At 60.5% G+C, this 21,480-nt stretch carries 18 protein-coding genes and 1 pseudogene; 8 read left to right on the top strand and 11 right to left on the bottom strand.

Annotated features, from left to right (window positions below; genetic code table 11):
* Positions 1 to 8: 8 nt before the first annotated feature.
* The 4 genes and pseudogenes from ahpC to galU all read right to left on the bottom strand — a co-directional run bounded on the left by ahpC (position 9) and on the right by galU (position 4,974).
* Positions 9 to 572, bottom strand: a complete 564-nt coding sequence (gene ahpC, locus BBI10_RS04595) for an alkyl hydroperoxide reductase subunit C (RefSeq protein ID WP_065987199.1) — start codon at positions 570 to 572, stop codon at positions 9 to 11.
* Between the two features lie 247 nt (positions 573 to 819).
* Positions 820 to 2,481 (bottom strand): annotated as a pseudogene (locus BBI10_RS04590) (ATP-binding protein); the annotation flags it as partial.
* A gap of 159 nt (positions 2,482 to 2,640) precedes the next feature.
* Positions 2,641 to 3,996: a glutathione-disulfide reductase gene (gene gorA / locus BBI10_RS04585; protein ID WP_065987197.1), complete on the bottom strand. Its 1,356-nt coding sequence runs from the start codon at positions 3,994 to 3,996 to the stop codon at positions 2,641 to 2,643.
* Positions 3,997 to 4,143: 147 nt separating this feature from the next.
* Positions 4,144 to 4,974 (bottom strand): UTP--glucose-1-phosphate uridylyltransferase GalU, encoded by an 831-nt coding sequence (gene galU, locus BBI10_RS04580; protein ID WP_065987196.1) that lies wholly within the window; start codon positions 4,972 to 4,974, stop codon positions 4,144 to 4,146.
* A 361-nt stretch (positions 4,975 to 5,335) separates the two neighbouring features.
* On the opposite strand from galU, the gene BBI10_RS04575 reads away from it, so the two are divergent.
* Together BBI10_RS04575 and BBI10_RS04570 are read left to right on the top strand one after the other, a co-directional pair.
* Complete coding sequence (locus tag BBI10_RS04575) at positions 5,336 to 5,521, top strand: hypothetical protein (RefSeq protein ID WP_065987194.1); 186 nt, start codon at positions 5,336 to 5,338, stop codon at positions 5,519 to 5,521.
* A 202-nt stretch (positions 5,522 to 5,723) separates the two neighbouring features.
* Positions 5,724 to 6,005: a hypothetical protein gene (locus tag BBI10_RS04570; RefSeq protein WP_065987192.1), complete on the top strand. Its 282-nt coding sequence runs from the start codon at positions 5,724 to 5,726 to the stop codon at positions 6,003 to 6,005.
* Positions 6,006 to 6,062: 57 nt separating this feature from the next.
* Here the strand turns inward: BBI10_RS04570 and BBI10_RS04565 are convergent, their stop codons facing one another.
* Positions 6,063 to 6,419, bottom strand: a complete 357-nt coding sequence (locus BBI10_RS04565) for a hypothetical protein (protein ID WP_065987190.1) — start codon at positions 6,417 to 6,419, stop codon at positions 6,063 to 6,065.
* 203 nt (positions 6,420 to 6,622) lie between these two features.
* On the opposite strand from BBI10_RS04565, the gene BBI10_RS04560 reads away from it, so the two are divergent.
* From BBI10_RS04560 to alkB, 3 genes are all read left to right on the top strand, one after another.
* A complete protein-coding gene (locus BBI10_RS04560; RefSeq protein ID WP_037010615.1) occupies positions 6,623 to 6,928 on the top strand; it encodes a DUF1883 domain-containing protein in 306 nt (101 codons plus the stop codon).
* A gap of 80 nt (positions 6,929 to 7,008) precedes the next feature.
* Positions 7,009 to 7,188 carry a hypothetical protein gene (locus BBI10_RS04555; protein WP_065987188.1) on the top strand — a complete coding sequence of 60 codons (180 nt, stop codon included), beginning with the start codon at positions 7,009 to 7,011 and terminating at the stop codon, positions 7,186 to 7,188.
* 30 nt (positions 7,189 to 7,218) lie between these two features.
* Positions 7,219 to 7,896: a DNA oxidative demethylase AlkB gene (alkB, locus tag BBI10_RS04550; RefSeq protein ID WP_065987215.1), complete on the top strand. Its 678-nt coding sequence runs from the start codon at positions 7,219 to 7,221 to the stop codon at positions 7,894 to 7,896.
* Between the two features lie 548 nt (positions 7,897 to 8,444).
* Here alkB and BBI10_RS04545 read toward each other — a convergent pair.
* The 4 genes from BBI10_RS04545 to gnd all read right to left on the bottom strand — a co-directional run bounded on the left by BBI10_RS04545 (position 8,445) and on the right by gnd (position 13,663).
* Positions 8,445 to 10,250, bottom strand: a complete 1,806-nt coding sequence (locus tag BBI10_RS04545) for a glycoside hydrolase family 15 protein (RefSeq protein WP_065987186.1) — start codon at positions 10,248 to 10,250, stop codon at positions 8,445 to 8,447.
* Positions 10,251 to 10,347: 97 nt separating this feature from the next.
* A complete protein-coding gene (locus BBI10_RS04540; RefSeq protein ID WP_065987184.1) occupies positions 10,348 to 11,166 on the bottom strand; it encodes a Cof-type HAD-IIB family hydrolase in 819 nt (272 codons plus the stop codon).
* Positions 11,163 to 12,686: a glucose-6-phosphate dehydrogenase gene (gene zwf, locus BBI10_RS04535; RefSeq protein ID WP_065987182.1), complete on the bottom strand. Its 1,524-nt coding sequence runs from the start codon at positions 12,684 to 12,686 to the stop codon at positions 11,163 to 11,165. Before zwf ends, BBI10_RS04540 begins: the two co-directional genes overlap by 4 nt.
* Complete coding sequence (gene gnd, locus BBI10_RS04530) at positions 12,686 to 13,663, bottom strand: phosphogluconate dehydrogenase (NAD(+)-dependent, decarboxylating) (protein ID WP_065987181.1); 978 nt, start codon at positions 13,661 to 13,663, stop codon at positions 12,686 to 12,688. Before gnd ends, zwf begins: the two co-directional genes overlap by 1 nt.
* Positions 13,664 to 13,984: 321 nt before the next feature.
* On the opposite strand from gnd, the gene BBI10_RS27090 reads away from it, so the two are divergent.
* The gene (locus tag BBI10_RS27090; protein ID WP_141695114.1) at positions 13,985 to 14,158 is read left to right on the top strand and encodes a DUF6026 family protein; all 174 of its coding nucleotides are present in this window, start codon (positions 13,985 to 13,987) and stop codon (positions 14,156 to 14,158) included.
* A gap of 330 nt (positions 14,159 to 14,488) precedes the next feature.
* Entirely contained in the window at positions 14,489 to 16,234 is a 1,746-nt protein-coding gene (locus BBI10_RS04520; protein WP_065987176.1) for a phosphoethanolamine transferase CptA, read from the top strand.
* 91 nt (positions 16,235 to 16,325) lie between these two features.
* Here the strand turns inward: BBI10_RS04520 and BBI10_RS04515 are convergent, their stop codons facing one another.
* Positions 16,326 to 17,882, bottom strand: a complete 1,557-nt coding sequence (locus tag BBI10_RS04515; RefSeq protein ID WP_065987174.1) for a TerC family protein — start codon at positions 17,880 to 17,882, stop codon at positions 16,326 to 16,328.
* A gap of 890 nt (positions 17,883 to 18,772) precedes the next feature.
* Positions 18,773 to 19,264 (bottom strand): GNAT family N-acetyltransferase, encoded by a 492-nt coding sequence (locus tag BBI10_RS04510; protein WP_065987172.1) that lies wholly within the window; start codon positions 19,262 to 19,264, stop codon positions 18,773 to 18,775.
* A 604-nt stretch (positions 19,265 to 19,868) separates the two neighbouring features.
* Between BBI10_RS04510 and glgA the strand changes: the two genes are divergently transcribed.
* Positions 19,869 to 21,455 carry a glycogen synthase GlgA gene (gene glgA / locus BBI10_RS04505; RefSeq protein WP_065987170.1) on the top strand — a complete coding sequence of 529 codons (1,587 nt, stop codon included), beginning with the start codon at positions 19,869 to 19,871 and terminating at the stop codon, positions 21,453 to 21,455.
* The last annotated feature ends 25 nt before the right edge of the window (positions 21,456 to 21,480 follow it).

The following is a 21,480-nucleotide window of genomic DNA, read 5'->3' as shown; positions in this document are numbered from 1 at the left end:
ATGACGACTTAGATCTTGCCAACCAAGTCCAGCGAAGGAGCCAGGGTGGCCTCGCCTTCTTTCCACTTGGCTGGGCAGACTTCGCCCGGGTGAGCAGCAACATACTGAGCCGCCTTGATTTTGCGCAGCAGCTCGGAAGCGTCACGGCCAACACCGCCGTCGTTCAGTTCGACGATTTTGATTTCGCCTTCCGGGTTGATCACGAAAGTACCGCGGTCAGCCAGACCTGCTTCTTCGATCAGGACGTCGAAGTTGCGGGAGATTTTCAGGGTCGGGTCACCGATCATGGTGTACTGGATTTTGCCGATGGCTGGCGAAGTGTTATGCCAGGCAGCGTGGGCAAAGTGGGTGTCGGTGGAAACGCTGTAGATTTCGACGCCCAGTTTCTGGAACTCGGCGTAGTTGTCCGCCAGGTCTTCCAGCTCGGTTGGGCAAACGAAGGTGAAGTCAGCCGGGTAGAAGAACACCACAGACCATTTGCCTTTCAGGTCGGCGTCCGACACTTCTACGAAGTTGCCGTTCTTGAAAGCAGTTGCCGTGAACGGTTTGACTTGGCTGTTGATGATAGGCATCAGTGAATCTCCTGAGGGTTGTGAAAATGGGGTGTTACAAATTCGATGGGGAGGATACTACGCAAAATCGTCAGCAGGGACTCATTGGCAAAGCTCATGCTGATGATTGGTTTTGACTATAAGGATGCTTTATTAATAGAAGACGTCGTTGGGCGGGTGCGGTTGGGCCACCCGCACCGTCGACCGGAAAGCTTCCCGGCTAAAGCCGGTCCTACTTGTCCAGCCAGTCCTGGTGATCCAGCCAGTCCTAGGCTGCCGATTCGATCAGGCTTCGCACCCGCACGGCAAGTTCGTCGATGCTGAAGGGTTTGGTGAGTAAATCCATGCCATCGTCGAGGAAGTCACCACGCACCTCGGCCTCCCGCGCATAGCCGGTCATGAACAAAACCTTCAGCCCCGGGCGATGCTGGCGTGCCACTTCTGCCAACTGGCGACCATTCAGACCCGGCAGTCCCACATCCGTGACCAGCAGATCAACGGGCTCGGCTCCCTGCAAAACCACCAGTGCCTCATGACTGTCGCAGGCGACGTTCACGCGATAACCCAGCTCCTTCAACACATCCACCACCAGCATGCGCACCTCAGCCTCGTCCTCCACCACCAGCACGCGCTCACCCAGGCCGGCGCGAGGCGGCTCGAAGCTGCGAGGGACGGCGGGGGGAAGCTCGGCAACCTCGTGGTGACACGGCAACAGCAAGTCGATGCGCGTACCACGCCCTTCTTCGCTGGAAATGCTGACCCGGCCGCCGGTCTGGTTGATGAAGCCATAGACCATCGACAGGCCCAGGCCAGTGCCCTGCCCGATCGGCTTGGTGGTGAAGAACGGATCAAAGGCCCGTGCGATAACCTCGCTGGACATGCCCAGCCCGGTGTCCTGCACACGAAGGCGCACGTAGTCGCCCGGCGCCAGCGCGTCCTGCAGCAGGGCAATGTGGGTCAGCTCGGTCTGGATCAATAACCGACCGCCATCGGGCATCGCGTCGCGGGCGTTGATGACCAGATTAAGCAACGCATTCTCGAGCTGATGCTCATCGGTGTTGGTCAGGCACGAGATCGTGTGCAGGTCGACTTCCAGCTCGATGCTTTCACCAATGGTCCGGCGCAGCAGTTCTTCCATCGACGTCACCATGTGGTTGACGTCCACCGGCCGCTGGTTCAGTGACTGGCGACGGGCGAACGCAAGCAGGCGATGGGTGAGCGACGCAGCGCGGTTGGCCGAGCCCATGGCGGCCTCGATGTAACGATCGATCTCCGACACGCGCCCTGCGGCGACCCGACGCTGGATCAGGTCCAGTGCGCCGAGCACGCCGGTGAGCATGTTGTTGAAGTCGTGTGCGATGCCGCCAGTCAGCTGGCCGATGGCGTCCATTTTCTGCGCGTGGCGCAAGGCCTCTTCAGCCTGGGCGCGCTCACTGATTTCGACCTGCAGTCGCTCGTTGCTTTCGGCCAGTTCGCGGGTGCGCTCGGCGACGCGCTGTTCGAGGCTCTCGTTCAGCTCGCGCAGCGCGTCCTCGGCACTGACCTGGGCCGTGATGTCCGTGCTCGTGCTCAACCAGTGGATGATGCTGCCGCGCTCATCGCGGATCGGCAATGCGCGGGAGAGGAACCAGCGGTACTGGCCGTCCTTGCCGCGCAGCGGGAAGGTGTCCTCCCACAACGAGCCGGTGGCGAAGCAGCGCTGCAGACGTGATTCGACCCGCTGCCCATGGTCAGGGTGATGCAACGATCGCCAGCCCAGCGCCATCATCGCTTCGTATGAGGTGCCGGTGTAGCTGTACCAGCGTTCGTTGTACCAATGGATGTGACCGGCGGGGTCAGCGATCCAGGCCAACTGACTCATGTTGTCGGCGAGGCTGCGAAACTGCCGCTCACTCTCATCAAGCGCTTCGGTTCTGGAAAGCGCCTGGTCATCAGGTCCTGCTGGATTCAAGGGCATGGCTGCCGAAAAACTCGTGCTGGTCAAAGAGTGGGTCCGTCCCTAAAAACAATGGCTGGCCCGGCTCCCTCCATGGAGGCCGGACCGTTCACGTGTGCCGCGCGAGGCTTAACAACACGTGCCGGGTGATGCTTAGCGTGTCGGTGTGCGCATGGTGACGAATTCTTCCGCCGCCGTAGGGTGCACACCGATGGTGTCGTCGAAAATCTGCTTGGTGGCGCCGGCCTTGAGGGCGATCGCCAGGCTCTGAATGATCTCGCCGGCGTCCGGGCCGACCATGTGGCAACCCAGCACGCGATCGGTTTTGGCATCGACCACCAGTTTCATCAGGGTGCGCTCCTGATTATCGGTCAGCGACAGCTTCATCGGCCGGAACGTGCTTTCGAACACCTGCACCTCATACCCGTCCTTCATGGCTTCTGCCTCGGTAAGACCGACCGTGCCGATGTTCGGAAGGCTGAACACGGCAGTGGGAATGTGGCGGTAATCCACAGGGCGGTACTGCTCGGGCTTGAACAGGCGCCGCGCGACGGCCATGCCCTCGGCCAGCGCCACCGGCGTCAACTGCACGCGGCCGATGATGTCGCCGACGGCGATGATCGACGGCTCGGTGGTCTGGTAATCACCGTTGACCTTGATGAAGCCCTTGTCATCCAGCTCGACGTTGACGGTGTCCATGCCCAGGTTGTCCAGCATCGGGCGGCGCCCGGTGGCGTAGAACACGCAGTCGGTGTTGAAACGGCTGCCGTCGTTCAGGCTCAGTTGCAAGGTGCCGTCGGCCAGCTTCTCGATACTGCTGATCTCGGTCTTGAAGCGAATGTCCATCTCGCGCTTGGCGAGCTCTTCGTGCAGATGGGTGCGCACGCTCTCATCGAAGCCGCGCAGGAACAACTCGCCGCGGTACATCAGCGAAACGTCAGCGCCCAGGCCGTTGAAGATCGAGGCGAACTCCACCGCGATGTAGCCGCCGCCGACCACGACGACGCGCTTGGGCATCTGCTCGAGGAAGAACACTTCGTTGGAGGTGATGGCGTGCTCGCGGCCCGGAATGTCCGGCACCTGTGGCCAGCCACCGGTGGCAATCATGATGTGCTCGGCCGTGTGAACCTGGCCGTTGATTTCGACTTCGTGGGGGCCGCGCAGGCGTGCATGGCCTTCCATCAGTGACACGCCGCTGCTGTCCAGCAGCTTGCGGTAGACGCCATTGAGGCGGCTGATCTCGCGGTTCTTGTTGGCGATCAGGGTGGGCCAGTCGAAATGCGCCTCGCCACTGCTCCAGCCATAGCCTTTCGCCTGTTCGAAGTCTTCGGAATAGTGCGCGCCGTAGACCATCAGCTTCTTCGGTACGCAACCGACGTTGACGCACGTGCCCCCCAGATAACGGCTCTCGGCAACGGCCACGCGCGCACCGAAGCCGGCGGAAAACCGCGCCGCCCGGACGCCCGCCGAGCCTGCGCCGATTACAAAAAGGTCAAAGTCGTAGCTCATCTGTCTCTCCTAAGCGATGCGCTAGCATAACCGCTTGAGCGCGCTCGGCAAGTTCCGCAGGGCAGAAACGACAAAGCCACCCGAAGGTGGCTTTGTCATACATACAGCGGCGTGGCAAAAGCCAGTACAACTGCTGTCATGTGCAGATTACAGTTCTTTGTAGAAATGCTCGAAGCAGAAGTTGGTGGCTTCGACGTAGCCGGCCGCACCGCCACAATCGAAACGCGTGCCTTTGAATTTGTAGGCCAGTACGTTGCCTTCAGCAGCTTGCTTCATCAAAGCGTCAGTGATCTGAATTTCACCGCCTTTGCCCGGCTCGGTCTGCTCGATTTTCTCGAAAATGTCCGGCGTGAGGATGTAACGACCAATGATCGCCAGATTCGAAGGCGCATCTTCAGGCTTTGGCTTCTCGACCATGTCGGTCACGCGGAACAGGCCAGGCTTGATCTCTTCACCCGCGATCACGCCGTATTTGTGAGTCTGATCGGCAGGCACTTCCTGAATGGCGACGATCGAGCATTTGTACTGCTTGTGCAGCTTGACCATCTGCTCCAGGACACCGTCACCGCCGGGATTGACACACAAGTCATCCGCCAGAACCACGGCAAATGCTTCGTTGCCAATCAGAGGCCGGCCGCTGAGAATTGCGTGGCCTAGACCTTTCATTTCGGTTTGACGGGTGTAGGAGAAGCTGCATTCGTCGATCAGTTTGCGGATGCCGACCAGGTATTTCTCTTTGTCGGTGCCTTTGATCTGGTGTTCGAGCTCGTAGCTGATGTCGAAGTGGTCTTCCAGCGCGCGCTTGCCGCGGCCAGTAACGATGGAGATTTCGGTCAAACCGGCCTCCAAGGCCTCTTCTACGCCGTATTGGATCAGTGGCTTGTTAACAACTGCCAGCATCTCTTTGGGCATGGCCTTGGTCGCTGGCAAAAAGCGAGTGCCGTATCCGGCTGCAGGGAACAAGCATTTCTTGATCATATAAATCCTTGATGAGCTGGGGGTCTTGCGGCGCAGTCTAATGAGGCGGCGATAACCTTACAATGCCGCTACTGGCCGTTCGCTGCCTAGGTAGAGGAACGCTGACGCAGATAGTTCCGCAAATAGTTCCGCAGAGAGTTCCGCAAATAGCTCAGCAACCCGCTGCCTCGCCACGCTTCACCCACTGATTACTGGAGTTCCATGCTGTCCGTCATACGAGGGCATCCAGCGCCGCGCAACCGCCGTTCGGTGACCTTCGCAAGCGTAGCTCTGTTCGCCATCCCCCGTGGGAAATTGTGCGATTGCCCTTTGGCATTTGCCGATTATCATGGGCGCCTGAATCACTAATCGAGACAAGTCGATGTCTGAAGTCAAAAGCGTGAACGGGTACCAGATCAAGAAACTCCAGGACGGCCAATGGTGGCTGGTCGGCCACGACGGTGAAGCCGTGGCAGGCCCGTTCTCCAGCGAGAGCAGCGCCATTGAAGTCGCCGCCGTATTCGAAGACACGCCAGCCCCGCGTCGTCGGGCTGACAAGAAAGACTGATCCCCTTGCCCGGCCAGCCCCGCAATGGGGCATGGCCCGGGCGCAGGTCGGGTCCAGCGGTGCTCATGCTCGGTTAACTCAGCGCGCGCACCCTGCAAAAAATGTCGGGTGATGCCGGAACGATGGCACCCACCCCAAGTCTGAGACTAGCAATCCCAAAGCAGCACACCCCACACCGGCCCTCATCGCGAAGCATTCCACCATGATCAAGATCTTATCCGTCATTGCTGTACTGGCCTTGACCGGTTGCGCGACTGCGCAGAACACCTACCTCAAAGACGGCAAACAGGCGTTGAGCATCGACTGCTCCGGCGAAGCCATGTCCTGGGCCGCTTGCTACGAAAAGGCTGACGCTTCCTGCGCGGGCACCGGCTATAACATCGTCAGCACCAACGGCACGCCGCAACCCAAGGAAGATGACAAGACCCTGGGTGTCGATGTCGGCAACTATAAAAACCGCACGGTGCTGGTGGTCTGCAAATAACGTCGCTGGCCGTTTACCGCTGTACCCACGTCACTTCCTGATGCTGTCAAAACCGCGTCATTCGCCCGAGATACAGGCCGTCACGGCGTGCTGCACGTCTTTGGGTCGCAGCGGGTTGTTCGACATGCGCTCGAACAGCTTGATCGAGCTGCCGCCGGAGCGGGTCTCGATGTCGACGATGGCAGCAGGATCACTGCTCAGCAGCTTCTGTGGAACGATGATGCGCAGGCCCTCTTTGTGCGGCTCGATCTGCGGCGGCTTGCGGCTGTCGGAGATGCGTCCGACAAAGCACGCGGCATAATCCTTCGGCGACTTGCCGGACATCACACTCATGGTCGCCGGGGTGTGTTCAATGTCTGTAACTGTGGCGCAGCCGGTCATCGCCAGGGCCAGAATAACAACCGCCAATTTCATACAATCCCTCCAGTAAAGGTCCTTACGACAAGCCTGACCCGGATTAAATCCCGCACGCCTGCTTTTTTAACTGCCAGCCTTGCTGTCAGCGCTGCGCTGATTCGGGCTGAGGGCAGCGCAATAAAACCCGCCGGGATGATCAATGCCCAGGCTCGCCGTGCTATCGTTTCGGGTTTTCGAGAACGCTGTCTCCGGAGACACCCATGAAATTCGTTCACCAGCGCGAGCACCTCAACGAAGACGACATGGTCGTCATCGAGTGCTCCCAGCTTTGCAACATACGCCTGATGAGTGATGCCAACTTCCGCAGCTTCAAGAACGGCGGCCGTCACACCTACCACGGTGGCGCATTCGACCGTTTCCCTGCCAAGATCGCGGTGCCCAGCACCGGCTTCTGGAACATCACCATCGACACCGCTGGCCGCAAACTGGACAGCCATGGCGGGCGCAAAACCGCTTTTACCCATTCGATCAAGATCGTCCGCCGCTCGTCCTCGCGTCTGAGCTGATGGGCCATTGAACACCGGACGACGTGAAATCTTTGTGGTTTTTTTGCGAACATCCGGTCAGCGTTTCCAAGGAGTCAAATGTGAGCACCCCTGCCCCCGTCGTCAAATACGCGATCAGCTACAAGCTCAACGGTGAGCGTCGTTTCGAATTTGCCCTGTTGCAGTCGCCTTCCGCCGAGGAAGCCCTGGCAGCCCTGCAGAAAATGCACGCCGACGGTGATGATGTCATCAGCGATGTGAAGGTCAGCAAAGCGCTGTAGGCGAAATCTGGATCGGGGAAGCCCATGGTGATGCAGCGCAAAGGCACGACGCCGGCGACGTTTGATCTGTTCGCGGAGGACACGCCGCAGTTGCCTTCCCGGGAGCAGATCGGGCCGGAATCGTATGTCTTCCGTGGCTTCGCCTTGCCCTTTATCGAGTCATTGCTGCCTGCGCTGGAGTCGGTTCTTGCGCAGGCGCCGTTCCGCAACATGGTCACGCCCGGTGGTTACACGATGTCGGTGGCGCTGAGCAGTTGCGGGGAGTTCGGCTGGACGTCAGACCGAAGTGGCTATGCCTATTCTCCGGTCGATCCCATGACGGGTCAGCCGTGGCCGGCGATGCCCGAGGTTTTGATGGAGCTGGCGGTGGCGGCGGCCTCGGCGGCGGGGTTTGAGGGGTTTGTGCCGGATGCGTGCCTGATCAATCGTTATATTCCCGGGGCGAAGATGTCGCTTCATCAGGATAAGGATGAGCGCGGTTTGGAGTGGCCGGTGGTGTCGGTGTCGCTGGGTTTGCCGGCGATGTTTTTGTTCGGTGGTCATGGGCGCGGTGATCCGACTCAGCGGGTGCCGTTGTTTCATGGGGATGTGGTGGTGTGGGGCGGGGTTGATCGGTTGCGCTTTCATGGGGTGCTGCCGATTCGGCAGGCGGAGCATCCGGAGCTGGGGGAGCAGCGGATCAATTTTACGTTCCGTAAGGCGCGGTGAGGGGACTGGTGAGGGGAGTGATTTATTTACAGCGCTTCATCGTAAATTAATCTGTCCCCGAGTGCGCTTGTCCCCGAGTGCGCGGTGCGGCTGAGAGGGGTCTGCCTAACGGCAGACATTTCGCCTCCGGCGAGTTACTTGATAAAGCCCCAAGTAACCAAGGGCTTGTGCTCCTGGTTGGGCCCCTCCTGCGTCGGGGTTCCTTCACTCCGGTCTCGCTCCGTGGGCCCGCGCCGAACGGACATCCATGTCCTGACGGCGCTCTCGCCGCATCCATGCGGCTCGGCCCACTCCACGAGACCTGCGTTCAGCCTGCACCCAAGTCGCGCTTGGCGGTGTCTGGGCTTTTTGCGTATGAAGATCAAAATCTACAGCAAAAGCTTCCCGGCTGAAGCCGGTCCTACAGGGTGAATGCGGTGCTTTTAGTGGGACTGGCTTTAGCCGGGAAGAGGCCCCTGTGAGCAGCCTCAATCCATCGGTCTAGCGCCTGACGCCTTCCCGCCTAAAGCCGGTCCCGCTGATCGGCACGATCGCCTGGACCTGTTCCACTAGGGCTGTGTGGCCGCGCGGGTTTTTACGGGGCAGACGACGCGGTGCAGGTTGAGGGCGGTGTTGATGATGCCGATGTGGCTGAAAGCCTGGGGGAAGTTGCCGAGCATGCGGTTTTGCTGGGGGTCGTATTGTTCGGCGAGGAGGCCGACGTCGTTGCACAGACCGCACAGGCGTTCGAAGAGGAGTTGGGCTTCTTCGTCGCGGCCTTGGAGCACGTAGACGTCGGCGAGCCAGAACGAGCATACCAGGAACGTCCCTTCGCTGCCCGACACGCCATCGGTGCTGCGCTCGCTGTCGTAGCGCAATAGCAGGCCGTCTTTCATCAGCGATTGTTCTATCCGCGTGACGGTGCCGGTGACGCGGGGGTCGTCGACGGGGAGGAAGCCGGTGAGCGCGATCTGCAGCAGACTGGCGTCCATTTCCTGGCCGCCGTAGGTCTGCACGAAGCTGCCCAGTGCGGCGTCGTAACCGTTGGCGCAGACGTCGGCGTGAATCTGATCGGCAACCTGCCGATAGTGCTGTCCCCGCTCGCGCTCTTCCGGGTCATCGCTCTTGGCCAACACCCCGGCATTGCGGTCGAACGACACCCAGGCCATGACTTTGGAATGGGTGAAGTGCCGCGGCGCCGAACGGATTTCCCAAATGCCGGCGTCCGGTTGATGCCAGACTTTTTCCAGAAACGGCATGATCACTTTCTGGATTTCCGTGCCGCGCGGCAGCGCCGGCAATCCGTTTTTAAGGGCTTGGGTCATGGCGTCGGCGACTTCGCCGTAGACGTCCAACTGCACCTGACTGGCCGCGCCGTTGCCCACCCGCACCGGACGCGATTGCGCGTAACCGGCCAGCCAAGGCAATTCATACTCCAGCAAACGTCGCTCGCCTGCCAGGCCGTACATGATCTGGACTTGATCCGGGTTGCCGGCGATGGAGCGCAGCAGCCAGTTGCGCCACGCAGTCGCTTCTTCGAAGTAGCCCAGGTTCATGAACGCCAGCAGGGTCATGGTCGCATCGCGCAGCCAGCAGAAGCGGTAATCCCAGTTGCGCTCGCCGCCCAACTGTTCGGGCAGCGACGTGGTCACCGCTGCGACGATCCCGCCGGTGGGCGCGTAGGTCATGGCTTTGAGGGTGATCAGCGAACGTTTGACCTGATCCGTCCAGGGACCGACATCCGGGCAGCGGTCAGAAAAACCCCGCCAGAACGTTTCGGTCTGCTGCAGCGCCAACTCCATATCGAAGCCCCCACGCACCGGCTCGTGGGAGACCTGCCAGGACAACGCGAAACCCAGCCGCTGGCCTGCTTCAACGCTGAACAGGCTCTCGGTGTGGTGGTCCATCGGGTGCAGTTCGGCAGGCGTGCGCAGCACTAGCATGTCCGGGCCGGCAACGGCGGTCATGGTGTGCGGCTCGCGCTTCTCGACCCACGGCACCGTGCTGCCGTAGTCAAAGCGAATCGCCAGGTCCATGGAGAAATCCACGCGCCCTTCCACGCCGACGACGATGCGCACCACGCTGCTGTCGATCTCCATGGGCATGAAATCGATGAGCAACGCCTGTCCGGTGTCGGTGGTGAAGAGGGTTTCGAGAATCAGTGTGCCGTCGCGATAGCTGCGGCGCGTCCGGGCGCGGCCGTCAACCGGGGCCAGCTTCCAGCGCCCGTTGTTGCTGTCACCCAGCAGCGCGGCGAAACAGGCTGGCGCATCAAAGCGCGGGAAACACAGCCAGTCCAGTGACCCGTCGCGGGCCACCAGCGCGGCGGTCCGGCAGTTGCCGAGCAGCGCATAGTCTTCAATCAACACAGCCATCGGGCGGTTATCCCTCTCGGCGAGCACGTTAGTGTTGTTGTGCGCCGTGCCCTTGAGTAGCTGAACCCATGAGTAGCAGCGCAATCGCCGCCCCGAATCAACGGGGCAGGATGTATCGCTCGATGGCCCTGGCCAGCCCGTCATCGGCATTGCTGTCGGTAACGTAGTTGGCTTGGGTCTTCACGCCCACTTCGGCCTGCCCCATGGCAATCGACAACCCGGCGCGTAGGAACATAGCCACGTCGTTGCCCGCATCGCCGATCGCGGCGGTGTGGGCTAGTGGGACGCCCAACGCATCGGCCAGCGTCTCAAGGGCAGTGCCCTTGTTGGCGTCCAGTGCGGTGACGTCGAGGTAATAGGATTGTGAACGGGCTGCCAATGCCGACTCGGCGATCAGCGGGTTGAGCCTGGCCTCAAGGCGCTTGAGCAGCTCGAAGTCCTTGCTCGCCGCGACGATCTTGTCGATGCGGTCCAGGTAGTCGTCGAAGCTGGCGACGTGGACGAAGTCGTAGCCCAGCGTGTTGCGCTCGTGGTCGACGTAATCCCCTTCGGGATTGAGCAGCAGCCACTGGTCGTCGGCGAACACCCAGACCGCCACCGCCTCGCTGGCGAACAGCTCGAGGCTGGTGCGCGCCGCGGCGGCATTGATGCGGTGGGCCTTCAGCAGGCTGCCGTCAGGATTGATGATGTTGGCACCGTTGAACGCCACGGTCGGCAGCGTGATGCCCAAGGCTTCGATCTGCTGCCGCATGGCCCGAGGGGGCCGGCTGCTGGCGACCGAGAAATGAATCCCGGCCTCCTGCAGCTTGCGCACCGCATCGATGTTGGCCTGGCTCAGGCTGTGATCGGGGTGCAGCAGCGTGCCATCGATGTCGGACAACATGAACTGGATGAGGGACTGCGAAGCGTCACTCATCCCAGGCGCTGCCATGTGCGGCCGTCACGGGCCAGCAACTCATCGGCCTCCGAGGGCCCGTCCTCACCCGCGTGGTAGAGGTCCACCTGCGGATCCTTGGCCCAGGCATCGATGAACGGCTGCACGGCACGCCAACCGTTTTCAATGTTGTCGGCACGCTGGAACAGGGTCTGGTCACCGGTCAGGCAGTCGTAGATCAGGGTTTCGTACCCGGTCGACGGCTGCATCTCGAAGAAGTCCTTGTAGGCGAAACCCAATTCAATGGTCTGCATGTCGAGGGTCGGGCCGGGCTTCTTCGCCTGCAGATCGAACCACATGCCTTCGTCAGGCTGGATCTGGATCTTGAGGAAATTCGGCGCGACGCTGTCGACATCGGTGTCGCGAAACTGGGCATACGGCGCAGGCTTGAAGCAGATGGCGATCTCGGTGTCGCGCACGCTCATGCGCTTGCCAGTGCGCAGGTAGAACGGCACGCCCATCCAGCGCCAGTTATCGATCATGACCTTGAGTGCGACGTAGGTCTCGGTGTTGCTCTCGGGATCGACACGGTCTTCCTGGCGGTAACCGGTGACGGGCTTGCCGTCGATGCTGCTCTCGGCGTACTGACCGCGCACCGAATTGGCCAGCGCTTCCATTTCCGACCAGGGCCGGATCGCGCCGACCACCTTGGCCTTTTCGCCGCGCACGGCATCGGCACCGAATGCAGCCGGCGGCTCCATCGCCACCATCGCCAGCAGCTGGAACAGGTGATTGGGCACCATGTCCCGAAGGGCGCCGGTGGTTTCGTAGAAACTGCCGCGGGTTTCGACACCCACGGTTTCGGCTGCGGTGATCTGCACGTGGTCGATGTAATGGTTGTTCCAGAACGACTCGAACAGGCCGTTGGAGAAACGGCTGACCAGAATGTTCTGCACCGTTTCCTTGCCCAGATAGTGGTCGATCCGGTAGATCTGCTTCTCGCTCATGACCTTCAGCAAGCAGTTGTTCAGGGCCACCGCACTGGGCAGATCGTGGCCGAACGGCTTCTCGATCACCACGCGACGAAAGCTCTCGTCGTCCTCGACCATCAGCCCGGAAGAGCCCAGACGCTGCGTCACCTCACTGAAGAAACGCGGCGCAGTCGCCAGGTAGAACACGGCGTTGCGGGTGCCCGTGCTCTTGATCTTCGCGTCGATGTCCGCGTACGTGGAATCGTCGAGAAAATCGCCGGTGATGTAAGTGATGCGCTTCGACAGGCTGCCCCACAACGCCGGGTCAAGCGGCTCTTCGCCGCCCTGGGCGACCTTGCTGGCCGCCTCCTGACGTATGAAGTCTTCGAGCTTTTTGGCGAAATCGGCATCGCTGACGGTGTTGTGGTCAACGCCGACGATGTGCAGGTCCTCCCCCACCAACCCGTCGCGAAACAGGTTGTAGAGGGCCGGCATCAACAGCCGTTTGACCAGGTCACCATGGGCGCCGAAGAGGAACAGCGTGGTCGCCGGAGCGACCGGCGCATTCTGCTTGCTGCGGGATAAACCCATTATTTTGGTTCCTTATGACCACCGAATCCAAAACGCATGGCGGACAGCATCTTGTCGCCGTACGTGCTTTGTTGACGGGAGCGGAAGCGGGCGAACAGCGAAGTGGACAGCACGGGAACCGGTACCGCCTGCTCCATGGCCGCTTCGATGGTCCAGCGGCCTTCACCGCTGTCGGCCACGGAGCCGGAATAGGCGTTGAGCTGCGGGTCGGTGGCCAGTGCGTCGGCGGTCAGGTCGAGCAGCCAGGAAGACACCACGCTGCCGCGACGCCAGACTTCGGCGATGTCGCCCAGGTTAAGGTCGAAGCGCTGTTCAACCGGGAGGTTGTCCGAATTCTTGGTCTTGAGGATGTCGAAGCCTTCGGCGAAGGCCTGCATCATGCCGTACTCGATGCCGTTGTGGATCATCTTGACGAAGTGCCCGGCGCCCGGCGGACCGGCGTGGATGTAACCGTGTTCGGCACGCGGGTCGGCGTCCTTGGCACGGTCCCTGGTGCGCGGGATGTCGCCAATGCCCGGGGCCAGGGTCTTGAAGATCGGGTCAAGGCGCGTGACGACGTCGGTTTCGCCGCCGATCATCATGCAGTAGCCGCGTTCCAGACCCCAGACGCCGCCCGAGGTGCCGACATCGACGTAGTGCAGGTTCTTGTCTTTCAGTGCCAGGGAGCGACGCACGTCGTCCTTGTAGAAGGTGTTGCCGCCGTCGATGATCACGTCGTCGGCATCGAGCAAAGTGGCCAGCTCGTTGATGGTGTCTTCGGTTGGAGCGCCAGCAGGCAACATCACCCAGACGGCCCGCGGTTTTTCCAGCGCCGCAACCAGTGACGCGAGGTCATGGGCTGGCGTTGAACCTTCGTTGGCGAGCACGGTGCGAGACTTCTCATCGCGATCATAGACCACAGTCGTGTGGCCATTGAGCATCAGTCGACGTGCGATGTTGCCGCCCATGCGGCCTAGTCCAACAATCCCGAGTTGCATGTAGAGGTGCTCCTTAATCAAATTCAGAGGTGCCTCAGTTTATAGCCCAGTGCCGCATAGTGGGTTAGTCCGGGGAGGCAAACTATGGTTTCCCGGTGAAAAAAGTTTCATGTGCGGGGGCACAGAGGTCTGCAAGACTGCCCTATGACGCACGTTTTCGCGATCAAGAAACGTTCGCGACAATCAAAAATAAAAAAGTTCCTTTTTTACGCAAAAGAAATCAGAATCCCGGCCGATAGAGGTAGTGAGCAGGACATGCCAAGTAGCAGGCGTCCTTGCTTGAACCTTATGAAGTTGAATCCGCCATTTGCGAGGTGTGCAATGGGCACAGTAATGACAGCCAACGCTCCACAGACCCTTTACGTCACAATCCGTCGTGACGAGCTGCGCCAGCTCAGGGAAGAACGCGCCGTATTGCAGAAGAAAGTTGCCCAGCTGACTTCGATGCTGCAGCACGCCCAGCTCATCGGCAGCAGCAACGCCCTGCACGCCTGATCCGCGACATCCCTACTCCCAAGGCAAGCCTGATCTGCAGGCTTGCCGGCGCATCCCTTGCCTCCCTTGCCTGTACTCGCAATGCCGCGCACTTGACGCGCCTTTCGACCCTCCGTCGGACCCGACACACGTTGTTACGTTCCCCGCCTGGACTGCGATTGAGGTCCATAGCCGGTTTCACCGTTTTCGCAACGCTCCGCGTGACAAAATTTTCACCCGTCTGAAAACATAATCCCGACCCTTAACAGGTTGGTTGCTGGCCAATTGCTGGCACTGGAATGAGTTCAGGCGGTGTTCTGCCGCCTGAAAAGGTCTATAGCGGAGCGCTTGATGACAACGATGAAACGGAGCACTGCGACTCCGAAAGGGTTCGACTGGGCGGGCATCATCTGGCTGTTCGTGTTTTTCTGGTATTTCTCGGGCATCACCCAGCTGCTTATTCAGCTGACCGGTATCACCGGTTTTGCCGGCTTCCGTCAGGCGTTTGTGATCAGCGGCATCTGGCTCGCGCCCATGCTGATGTTCCCGCAAAAGACCCGGGTCATGGCGGCCGTCATCGGGGTGGTTCTGTGGGCCTGCTCCATGGCGAGCCTGGGTTACTTCTTCATTTACCAGCAGGAGTTTTCCCAGAGCGTCATCTTCATCATGTTCGAATCGAACATCTCTGAAGCCGGCGAATACATGACCCAGTACTTCGCGTGGTGGATCGTGCTGGCGTTCATCGCCCACACCGCGTTCGCGATATTCCTGTGGACCCGCCTGCGCCCGGTGTACATGCCGCGCCCTCGCGCCTACGCCGTGGCCGCCGCACTGTTGATCGGCATCATCGGTTACCCGCTGGCCAAGCAGTTCGCCCGCCACGACGACACCGCCTCTGCCCTCGAAGCCTTCGAGTCGCGCATCGAGCCGGCGGTGCCATGGCAGATGATCGTTGCCTATCACCGTTACACCCAGCAGCTGGATGGCATGCAGGACATGCTGACCAGCAGCAGCAACATCGCACCGCTGAAAAATCTCAAGGACCAGCAAGCCAACCTGCCCACCACCCTGGTGCTGGTGATTGGCGAGTCGACCAACCGCGGGCGCATGCATCTGTACGGCTACCCGCGCCAGACGACGCCGAACCTGGACGCCATGAAGGACCAGTTGCAGGTGTTCAACAACGTCATCACCCCACGGCCTTACACCATCGAGGCCCTGCAGCAGGTATTGACCTTCGCCGACGAGGAAAACCCGGACCTTTACCTGAAGACGCCGTCCATCGTCAGCGTGATGAAACAGGCGGGCTACAAGACCTTCTGGATCACCAACCAGCAGACGATGACCAAGCGCAACACGATGCTGACCACTTTCTCCGAGCAGGCTGACGAGCAGGTCTATCTGAACAACAACCGCAACCAGAACGCCCGCCAATACGACGGCGACGTGCTCGCGCCGTTCGCCAAGGCACTGACCGATGCCGCGCCGCGCAAACTGATTGTGGTTCACCTGCTCGGCACGCACATGGCTTATCAGTACCGCTTCCCGGAAGAATTCGCGAAGTTCAGCGGACGTGAGGGCGTGCCGGCGGACATCGATGACAGCAAGCTGGAGTTCTACAACAGCTACGACAACGCCGTGCTGTACAACGATTTTGTGGTCTCCAGCCTGATCAAGGAATACGGCAAGGCCGACCCGAACGGCTTCCTGCTGTACCTCTCGGACCACGGCGAAGACGTCTATGACTCGCCAGGCCGCAATACCCTGGGCCGCAACGAGAACAAGCCGACGATCCCGATGTACACCGTGCCGTTCATTGCCTACGCCTCGCCGAAGTGGAAGCAGACCCATGACTGGAATTTCGAGAGCATCCACGACCGTCCTTACACCAGTTCCAACCTGATCCACACCTGGGCGCAACTGGCAGGGCTGAGCTTTGATGAACTCGATACCACCAAGAGCCTGGTCAGCCTGGACTTCAAGGCGCGCCCTCGACTGATCGGCGACCCCTATGCGCCGAAGGGCTTGAGTGACTTTGCCCACATGGAGAAGGCCGCCAGCCAGCCCGGCGCCATGCCTCAGGTGGTGAACAAGTAATAGAGGCGAAGTAAGGTTCGCTCCAAACGAAAAGGCCTGCGCAATGCAGGCCTTTTTTGTTTCCGCCGGGATGAGTAGGCGTCAGCGGAGGTTATGTTGACGGCGTCTGGCGCAACAGTACGCGGGTCACCCGCCGCTCCTGCACTTGCACGACCTTAATGTGCCAGCCTTCCCATTGCAGCTCATCACCTGTCACCGGCAAGCGATCCAGCAGGCTCACCACCAGTCCGGCCAGGGTCTGATAGTCCCCGGTCGCCCGCGCCTTGAAGCCGATGCGTTCGCGCAGGTGGCTCAGGTTCATGGCGGCGTTGACCAGCACGCCCTCGCCCTCTTCGATCAAGTCCGGGCCCTCGATTTCGCTGGCGTCCGGCAACTCGCCGGCGATGGATTCGAGGATGTCGGTCATGGTCAGGATGCCGGCGAAGTCGCCGAATTCGTTGATCACGAACGCAATGTGCGTGGACTGGGCGCGCATCTGTTCCAGGGCGTTGAGGATCGAGAAACTTTCCAGCAGATTGAGCGTCGGTCGAGCCAGGTGTTCGATGTTCGGCTCGGCACCGGACAGCCAGGCATTGAGCATTTCCTTCTTGTGCACAAAGCCCAGCGGCTCGTCGATACGGCCCCCGCGGATCAACGGCAGCCGTGAGTACGGTGAGTTGACCAGTCGCTGGCGAATGCCTTCCGGCGTGTCATCCAGATCGATTACATCGACGTCGTTGCGCACCGTCATCACACCGCGAATGGGGCGCTGGGCCAACTGCAGCACGCCGCTGATCATCACCCGCTCGCGGCGGTCGAACACCACCTCGTCGCTGTCGCCATCGAGCATGTCGGCGATCTCCTCACCGACCTCCTCGGCACTCGGCCTGCGGCCACCCAGCAGGCGCAACACGGCGTGGGCCGTGCGTTCGCGGCGCGGCAGGTCGCCTTTGACGCTGCGCTTGCGACGGGCACGGGCAATCTGGTTGAACACCTCGATCAGGATCGAAAAACCGATGGCCGCGTACAGATAGCCCTTGGGAATATGGAAGCCCAGGCCGTCGGCGGTCAGGCTGAAGCCGATCATCATCAGAAAGCCCAGGCACAGCATGATCACCGTCGGGTGCGCATTGACGAAGGCGGTCAGCGGCTTGCTGGCGATGATCATGATGGCGATCGAGAACACCACGGCGATCATCATGATCGACAGCTCATCGACCATGCCCACGGCGGTGATCACAGCGTCCAGGGAGAACACCGCATCGAGCACGACGATCTGCGCGACGATGGGCCAGAACAGCGCGTAGGTCGTACTGCCGGCCCGCTGGGCGACGTGGCCTTCCAGCCGCTCGTGCAATTCCATGGTCGCCTTGAACAGCAGGAACACGCCGCCAAACAGCATGATCAGGTCGCGACCGGAGAAGCTCTTCTCGAAAATCTCGAACAGCGGCTCGGTCAGCGTGACCATCCACGAAATGCTCGCGAGCAGGCCCAGACGCATGATCAACGCCAGAGACAGGCCCAGCACCCGCGCGCGGTCGCGCTGCTCGGGCGGCAACTTGTCGGCGAGGATGGCGATGAACACCAGGTTGTCGATGCCGAGCACCAGCTCAAGCACGATAAGGGTCAACAGGCCAAGCCAGGCCGTGGGATCAGCAATCCATTCCATGGGTCAGCGCCCCTTCTCGATCAATGGGACAGACACGAAAAGGCCCGACACACGGCAAAGTGGGTCGAGCCAGATAGAAATCTTGTTTAAGGGTGATGACGCGGAATGAACGCCTGGAATCCTGTTCGAAAGGGACCGGCGACTGGGAGGTTCCAGAGAGAGCGACATGTGAGTCCTGAAAGCAATACGGGAGGCGATCCTATCGCGCTCTCGGAATCGCCTTACAGGACAGAACTGTTACAAAGGATTTGCGCATTATTGCGTGCGTTTAGCGGGAGCGTGAGTGAATGCATTATTGCGTGCGTTTGCAGGAGCGTGGGTGAACGCATTATTGCGTGCGTTTAGCGGGAGCGTGAGTGAACGCATTATTGCGTGCGTTTCCAGGAGCGTGGGTGAACGCATTATTGCGTGCGTTTCCAGGAGCGTGGGTGAACGCATTATTGCGTGCGTTTCCAGGAGCACGGGTGAACGCCTTGGTAGGACCGGCTTCAGCCGGGAAAGCGTCAGGCGTCACACCGCAAAATTGAGGCTGTTCATACCGGCCCCTTCCCGGCTGAAGCCGGTCCTACGAAAGACATCGCGTGCAGTCAGCAGGAATGGCGAGTGAACGCATTGTTGCGTGCGTTTGCAGGAGCGTAAGTGAACGCCTTGGTAGGACCGGCTTTAGCCGGGAAAGCGTCAGGCGTCACGCCGCAAAAATGAGGGTGCGCATGCGGGCCTCTTCCCGGCTGAAGCCGGTCCTACGAGATTGCGTGCGTTCAGCGGGATGGTGAGTGAACGCGCGGTAGGACTGGCTTTAGCCGGGAAGACTTATGGCGTCACACCGCAAAATTGAGGGTGTTCACACCGGCCTCTTCCCGGCTGAAGCCGGTCCCACTAACAGCGCTCAGCTACAGCGCTTTTTGCCAAAACAAAGCTCGCCCCATCTGCGGGTCCAGCTGGTAGTCGGCGAAACCGAGCTTGCGGTAGGCGCCTTTGGCGGCTTCGTTGCCTTCCAGCACTTCGAGGGTGATTTTGCAGCAGCCGCGCTGGCGGGCGATTTCCTCGACCTTCGCCAGCATCTTCTGACTGATGCCCTGCCCTCTGGCCGAGGCGATCACTACCACATCATGGACGTTAACCAAGGGCCGGCAGGCGAAGGTCGAGAACCCTTCGAAACAGTTGACCAGGCCAACCGGCTCGCCGGCGATGAACGCCAGCACGCTGAACGCATGAGGGCGCTTGGCCAGTTCGATCGCCAACTGCTGACGGGTGTCCGTGGACAGCGACTTCCCGCCGCCCATCGCGTCCTCGGCGTATTGATTGAGCAGAAACCCGATGGCTTCAGCGTGAACCGAATTGCTATAGCTGGCTTGCAGTACCAGAACCACAGGGGCTTGCATTGACTTCCTCTACCGCTGGAGAAACCTCAACAGGCGCTCGACTCAGTGTGCCGACGTGCCGCGTGGCGCCGATTCTAACGCCCTGGCCGCAAAAATATCCTTATACAGAAGTAGGAAATGTCTCTGATCGGTCAGGATTTGTTCCGGCACGCACCGAGAAAAGGCAGCGCTCTCGAAATGTGCGTCCCGCGTCCCACAAAGGCGCAGGCCCCGTGCGGGAGTAGACCATCGGCACGATGATTGTCCAACAATCCGACCGGCGGCACCCCGTTATACGGGCCGACGCCCCATGCTCCACAACGGCGCATTCAGGGGCTTGCAGATCGGCAGAACTCCCCGAATGACAGGATGCGCCGGATCGCAACCCCGCATGCCAGACACGGCCCGGAAAAATTGTCGAAACTTCTACACAGGCGCCGGGGTCATGTGAATAGAGCAACTATGCTGTTGAAAAATCGAAGCAGAGTACGCTTTCACCTTGTTCCTTTGTCTGCAGTCGGTAAATGGGTATCGATCTTGCGTAGGTCTTGTGTGCCTGGCCATAGGAAATGGCCGCTTACAACTAAGTGCTGTACCAACACTGCATATCGAACTGGAGAAAACGATGATTAGTGCCGCTGTCAAAACCCAGAAGGGAGAGAGTTTTAATCAGCCGGCCAGCGAGCTGACCCATCTGCCGGTCTTCGCAACGACGAGCGCACCTGTGCTGCAACTGCCTCCTGTTCAACCAGTGGTTTCTTCGGTTACCCGCAAGAAAGTCCTGTTCGTGACTTCAGAGATGGCCGACCTGGTGAAAACCGGCGGCCTGGGCGATGTGTCTGCCGCACTGCCGCGCGCCATGCGCCACCTGCACGATGTACGCGTGCTGATTCCCGGCTATCCGCAGGTCATCAATAGCGGCAATCCGATCCACATCATCAGCGAGCTGCCCGGCCACGCCGCGCTGCCTCCCTGCAAGATCGGCCGGATGGACATGAAAGACGGTCTGGTCATCTACGTCCTGATCTGTCCCGAGTTGTACGAGCGTGAAGGCACGCCCTACGGTGACAATGACGGCCGCGACTGGTCCGACAACCACATCCGCTTTGCCCGCCTGGGCCTGGCGGCCGCCGACTTCGCAGCCGGCGCGGTCAAGACCCAATGGTGCCCCGAGCTGGTTCACGCCCACGACTGGCCAGCAGGCCTGGCGCCGGCGTACATGAAATGGCGCGGCCAGACCACGCCGTCGATTTTCACCATTCACAACCTGGCGTATCAGGGCTTTGTGAGCATTGCCTCCAGCCGCGAGCTGGGCATTCCGGACTCGGCACTGAACCCGGAGGGCATGGAATTTTACGGCCAGCTGTCGTTCATCAAAGCGGGCATGGCCTACTCCAGCCACATCACCACCGTGAGTGCGACCTACGCCAAGGAAATCACCACGGCGGATTTCGGTTGCGGCCTGGAAGGTTTCCTGCAGAGCAAGGCCGACCGCGGTCAGCTCAGCGGCATCCCCAACGGCATCGACGAGAGCTGGGACGCGGCCACCGACGAACACCTGATTTGCCGCTTCGCCCCGAATGAGTGGACCCGCAAGGAAATCAACGCTGACTACGTGCGCGAGCTGTTCGAACTGGAGCCGTCCACTGGCCCACTGTTCGCCGTGGTCTCCCGTCTGGTTTACCAAAAGGGTCTGGACCTGACCATTGGCGTGGCCGAGCACATCGTCAACAACGGCGGCCAGATCGCGATCATCGGCCGTGGCGAGCCTGAAGAAGAAGACGCCATGCGCGACCTCGCCGCCCGTTTCCCGGGTCAGGTCAGCGTCCGGGTGGGCTTCAACGAAACCGACGCACGTCGCATGTTCGCCGGCAGTGACTTTCTGCTGATGCCTTCCCGCTATGAGCCTTGCGGCCTTAGCCAGATGTACGCACAGCGCTTCGGCTCGCTGCCGGTCGCACGTCGCACGGGCGGCCTGGCGGACACCATTGAAGACGGCTGCACCGGCTTTCTGTTCGACGAATCCACCGTCGAAAGCTACACCGACGCCCTGACCCGCGCCTTCAAGGTCTTCGAAAGCCCTCTGTTGCTCAACGCCATGCGCTGCCGCGCCATGGCCGCTCCGTTCGATTGGCACAAAGCGGTAGAACCCTACGCTGATCTGTACCAGGAGCTGCTGAAAAAGAATGCGGTCGCGGTACTGCACTACTGATAACTCAATGATCAAGGAATTACGG

The organism is Pseudomonas graminis (assembly GCF_001705435.1).
Taxonomy (GTDB): domain Bacteria; phylum Pseudomonadota; class Gammaproteobacteria; order Pseudomonadales; family Pseudomonadaceae; genus Aquipseudomonas; species Aquipseudomonas graminis_B.
Note: the sequence above shows the minus strand (reverse complement) of the source record. Positions and strands in the feature narration are given on the sequence as shown.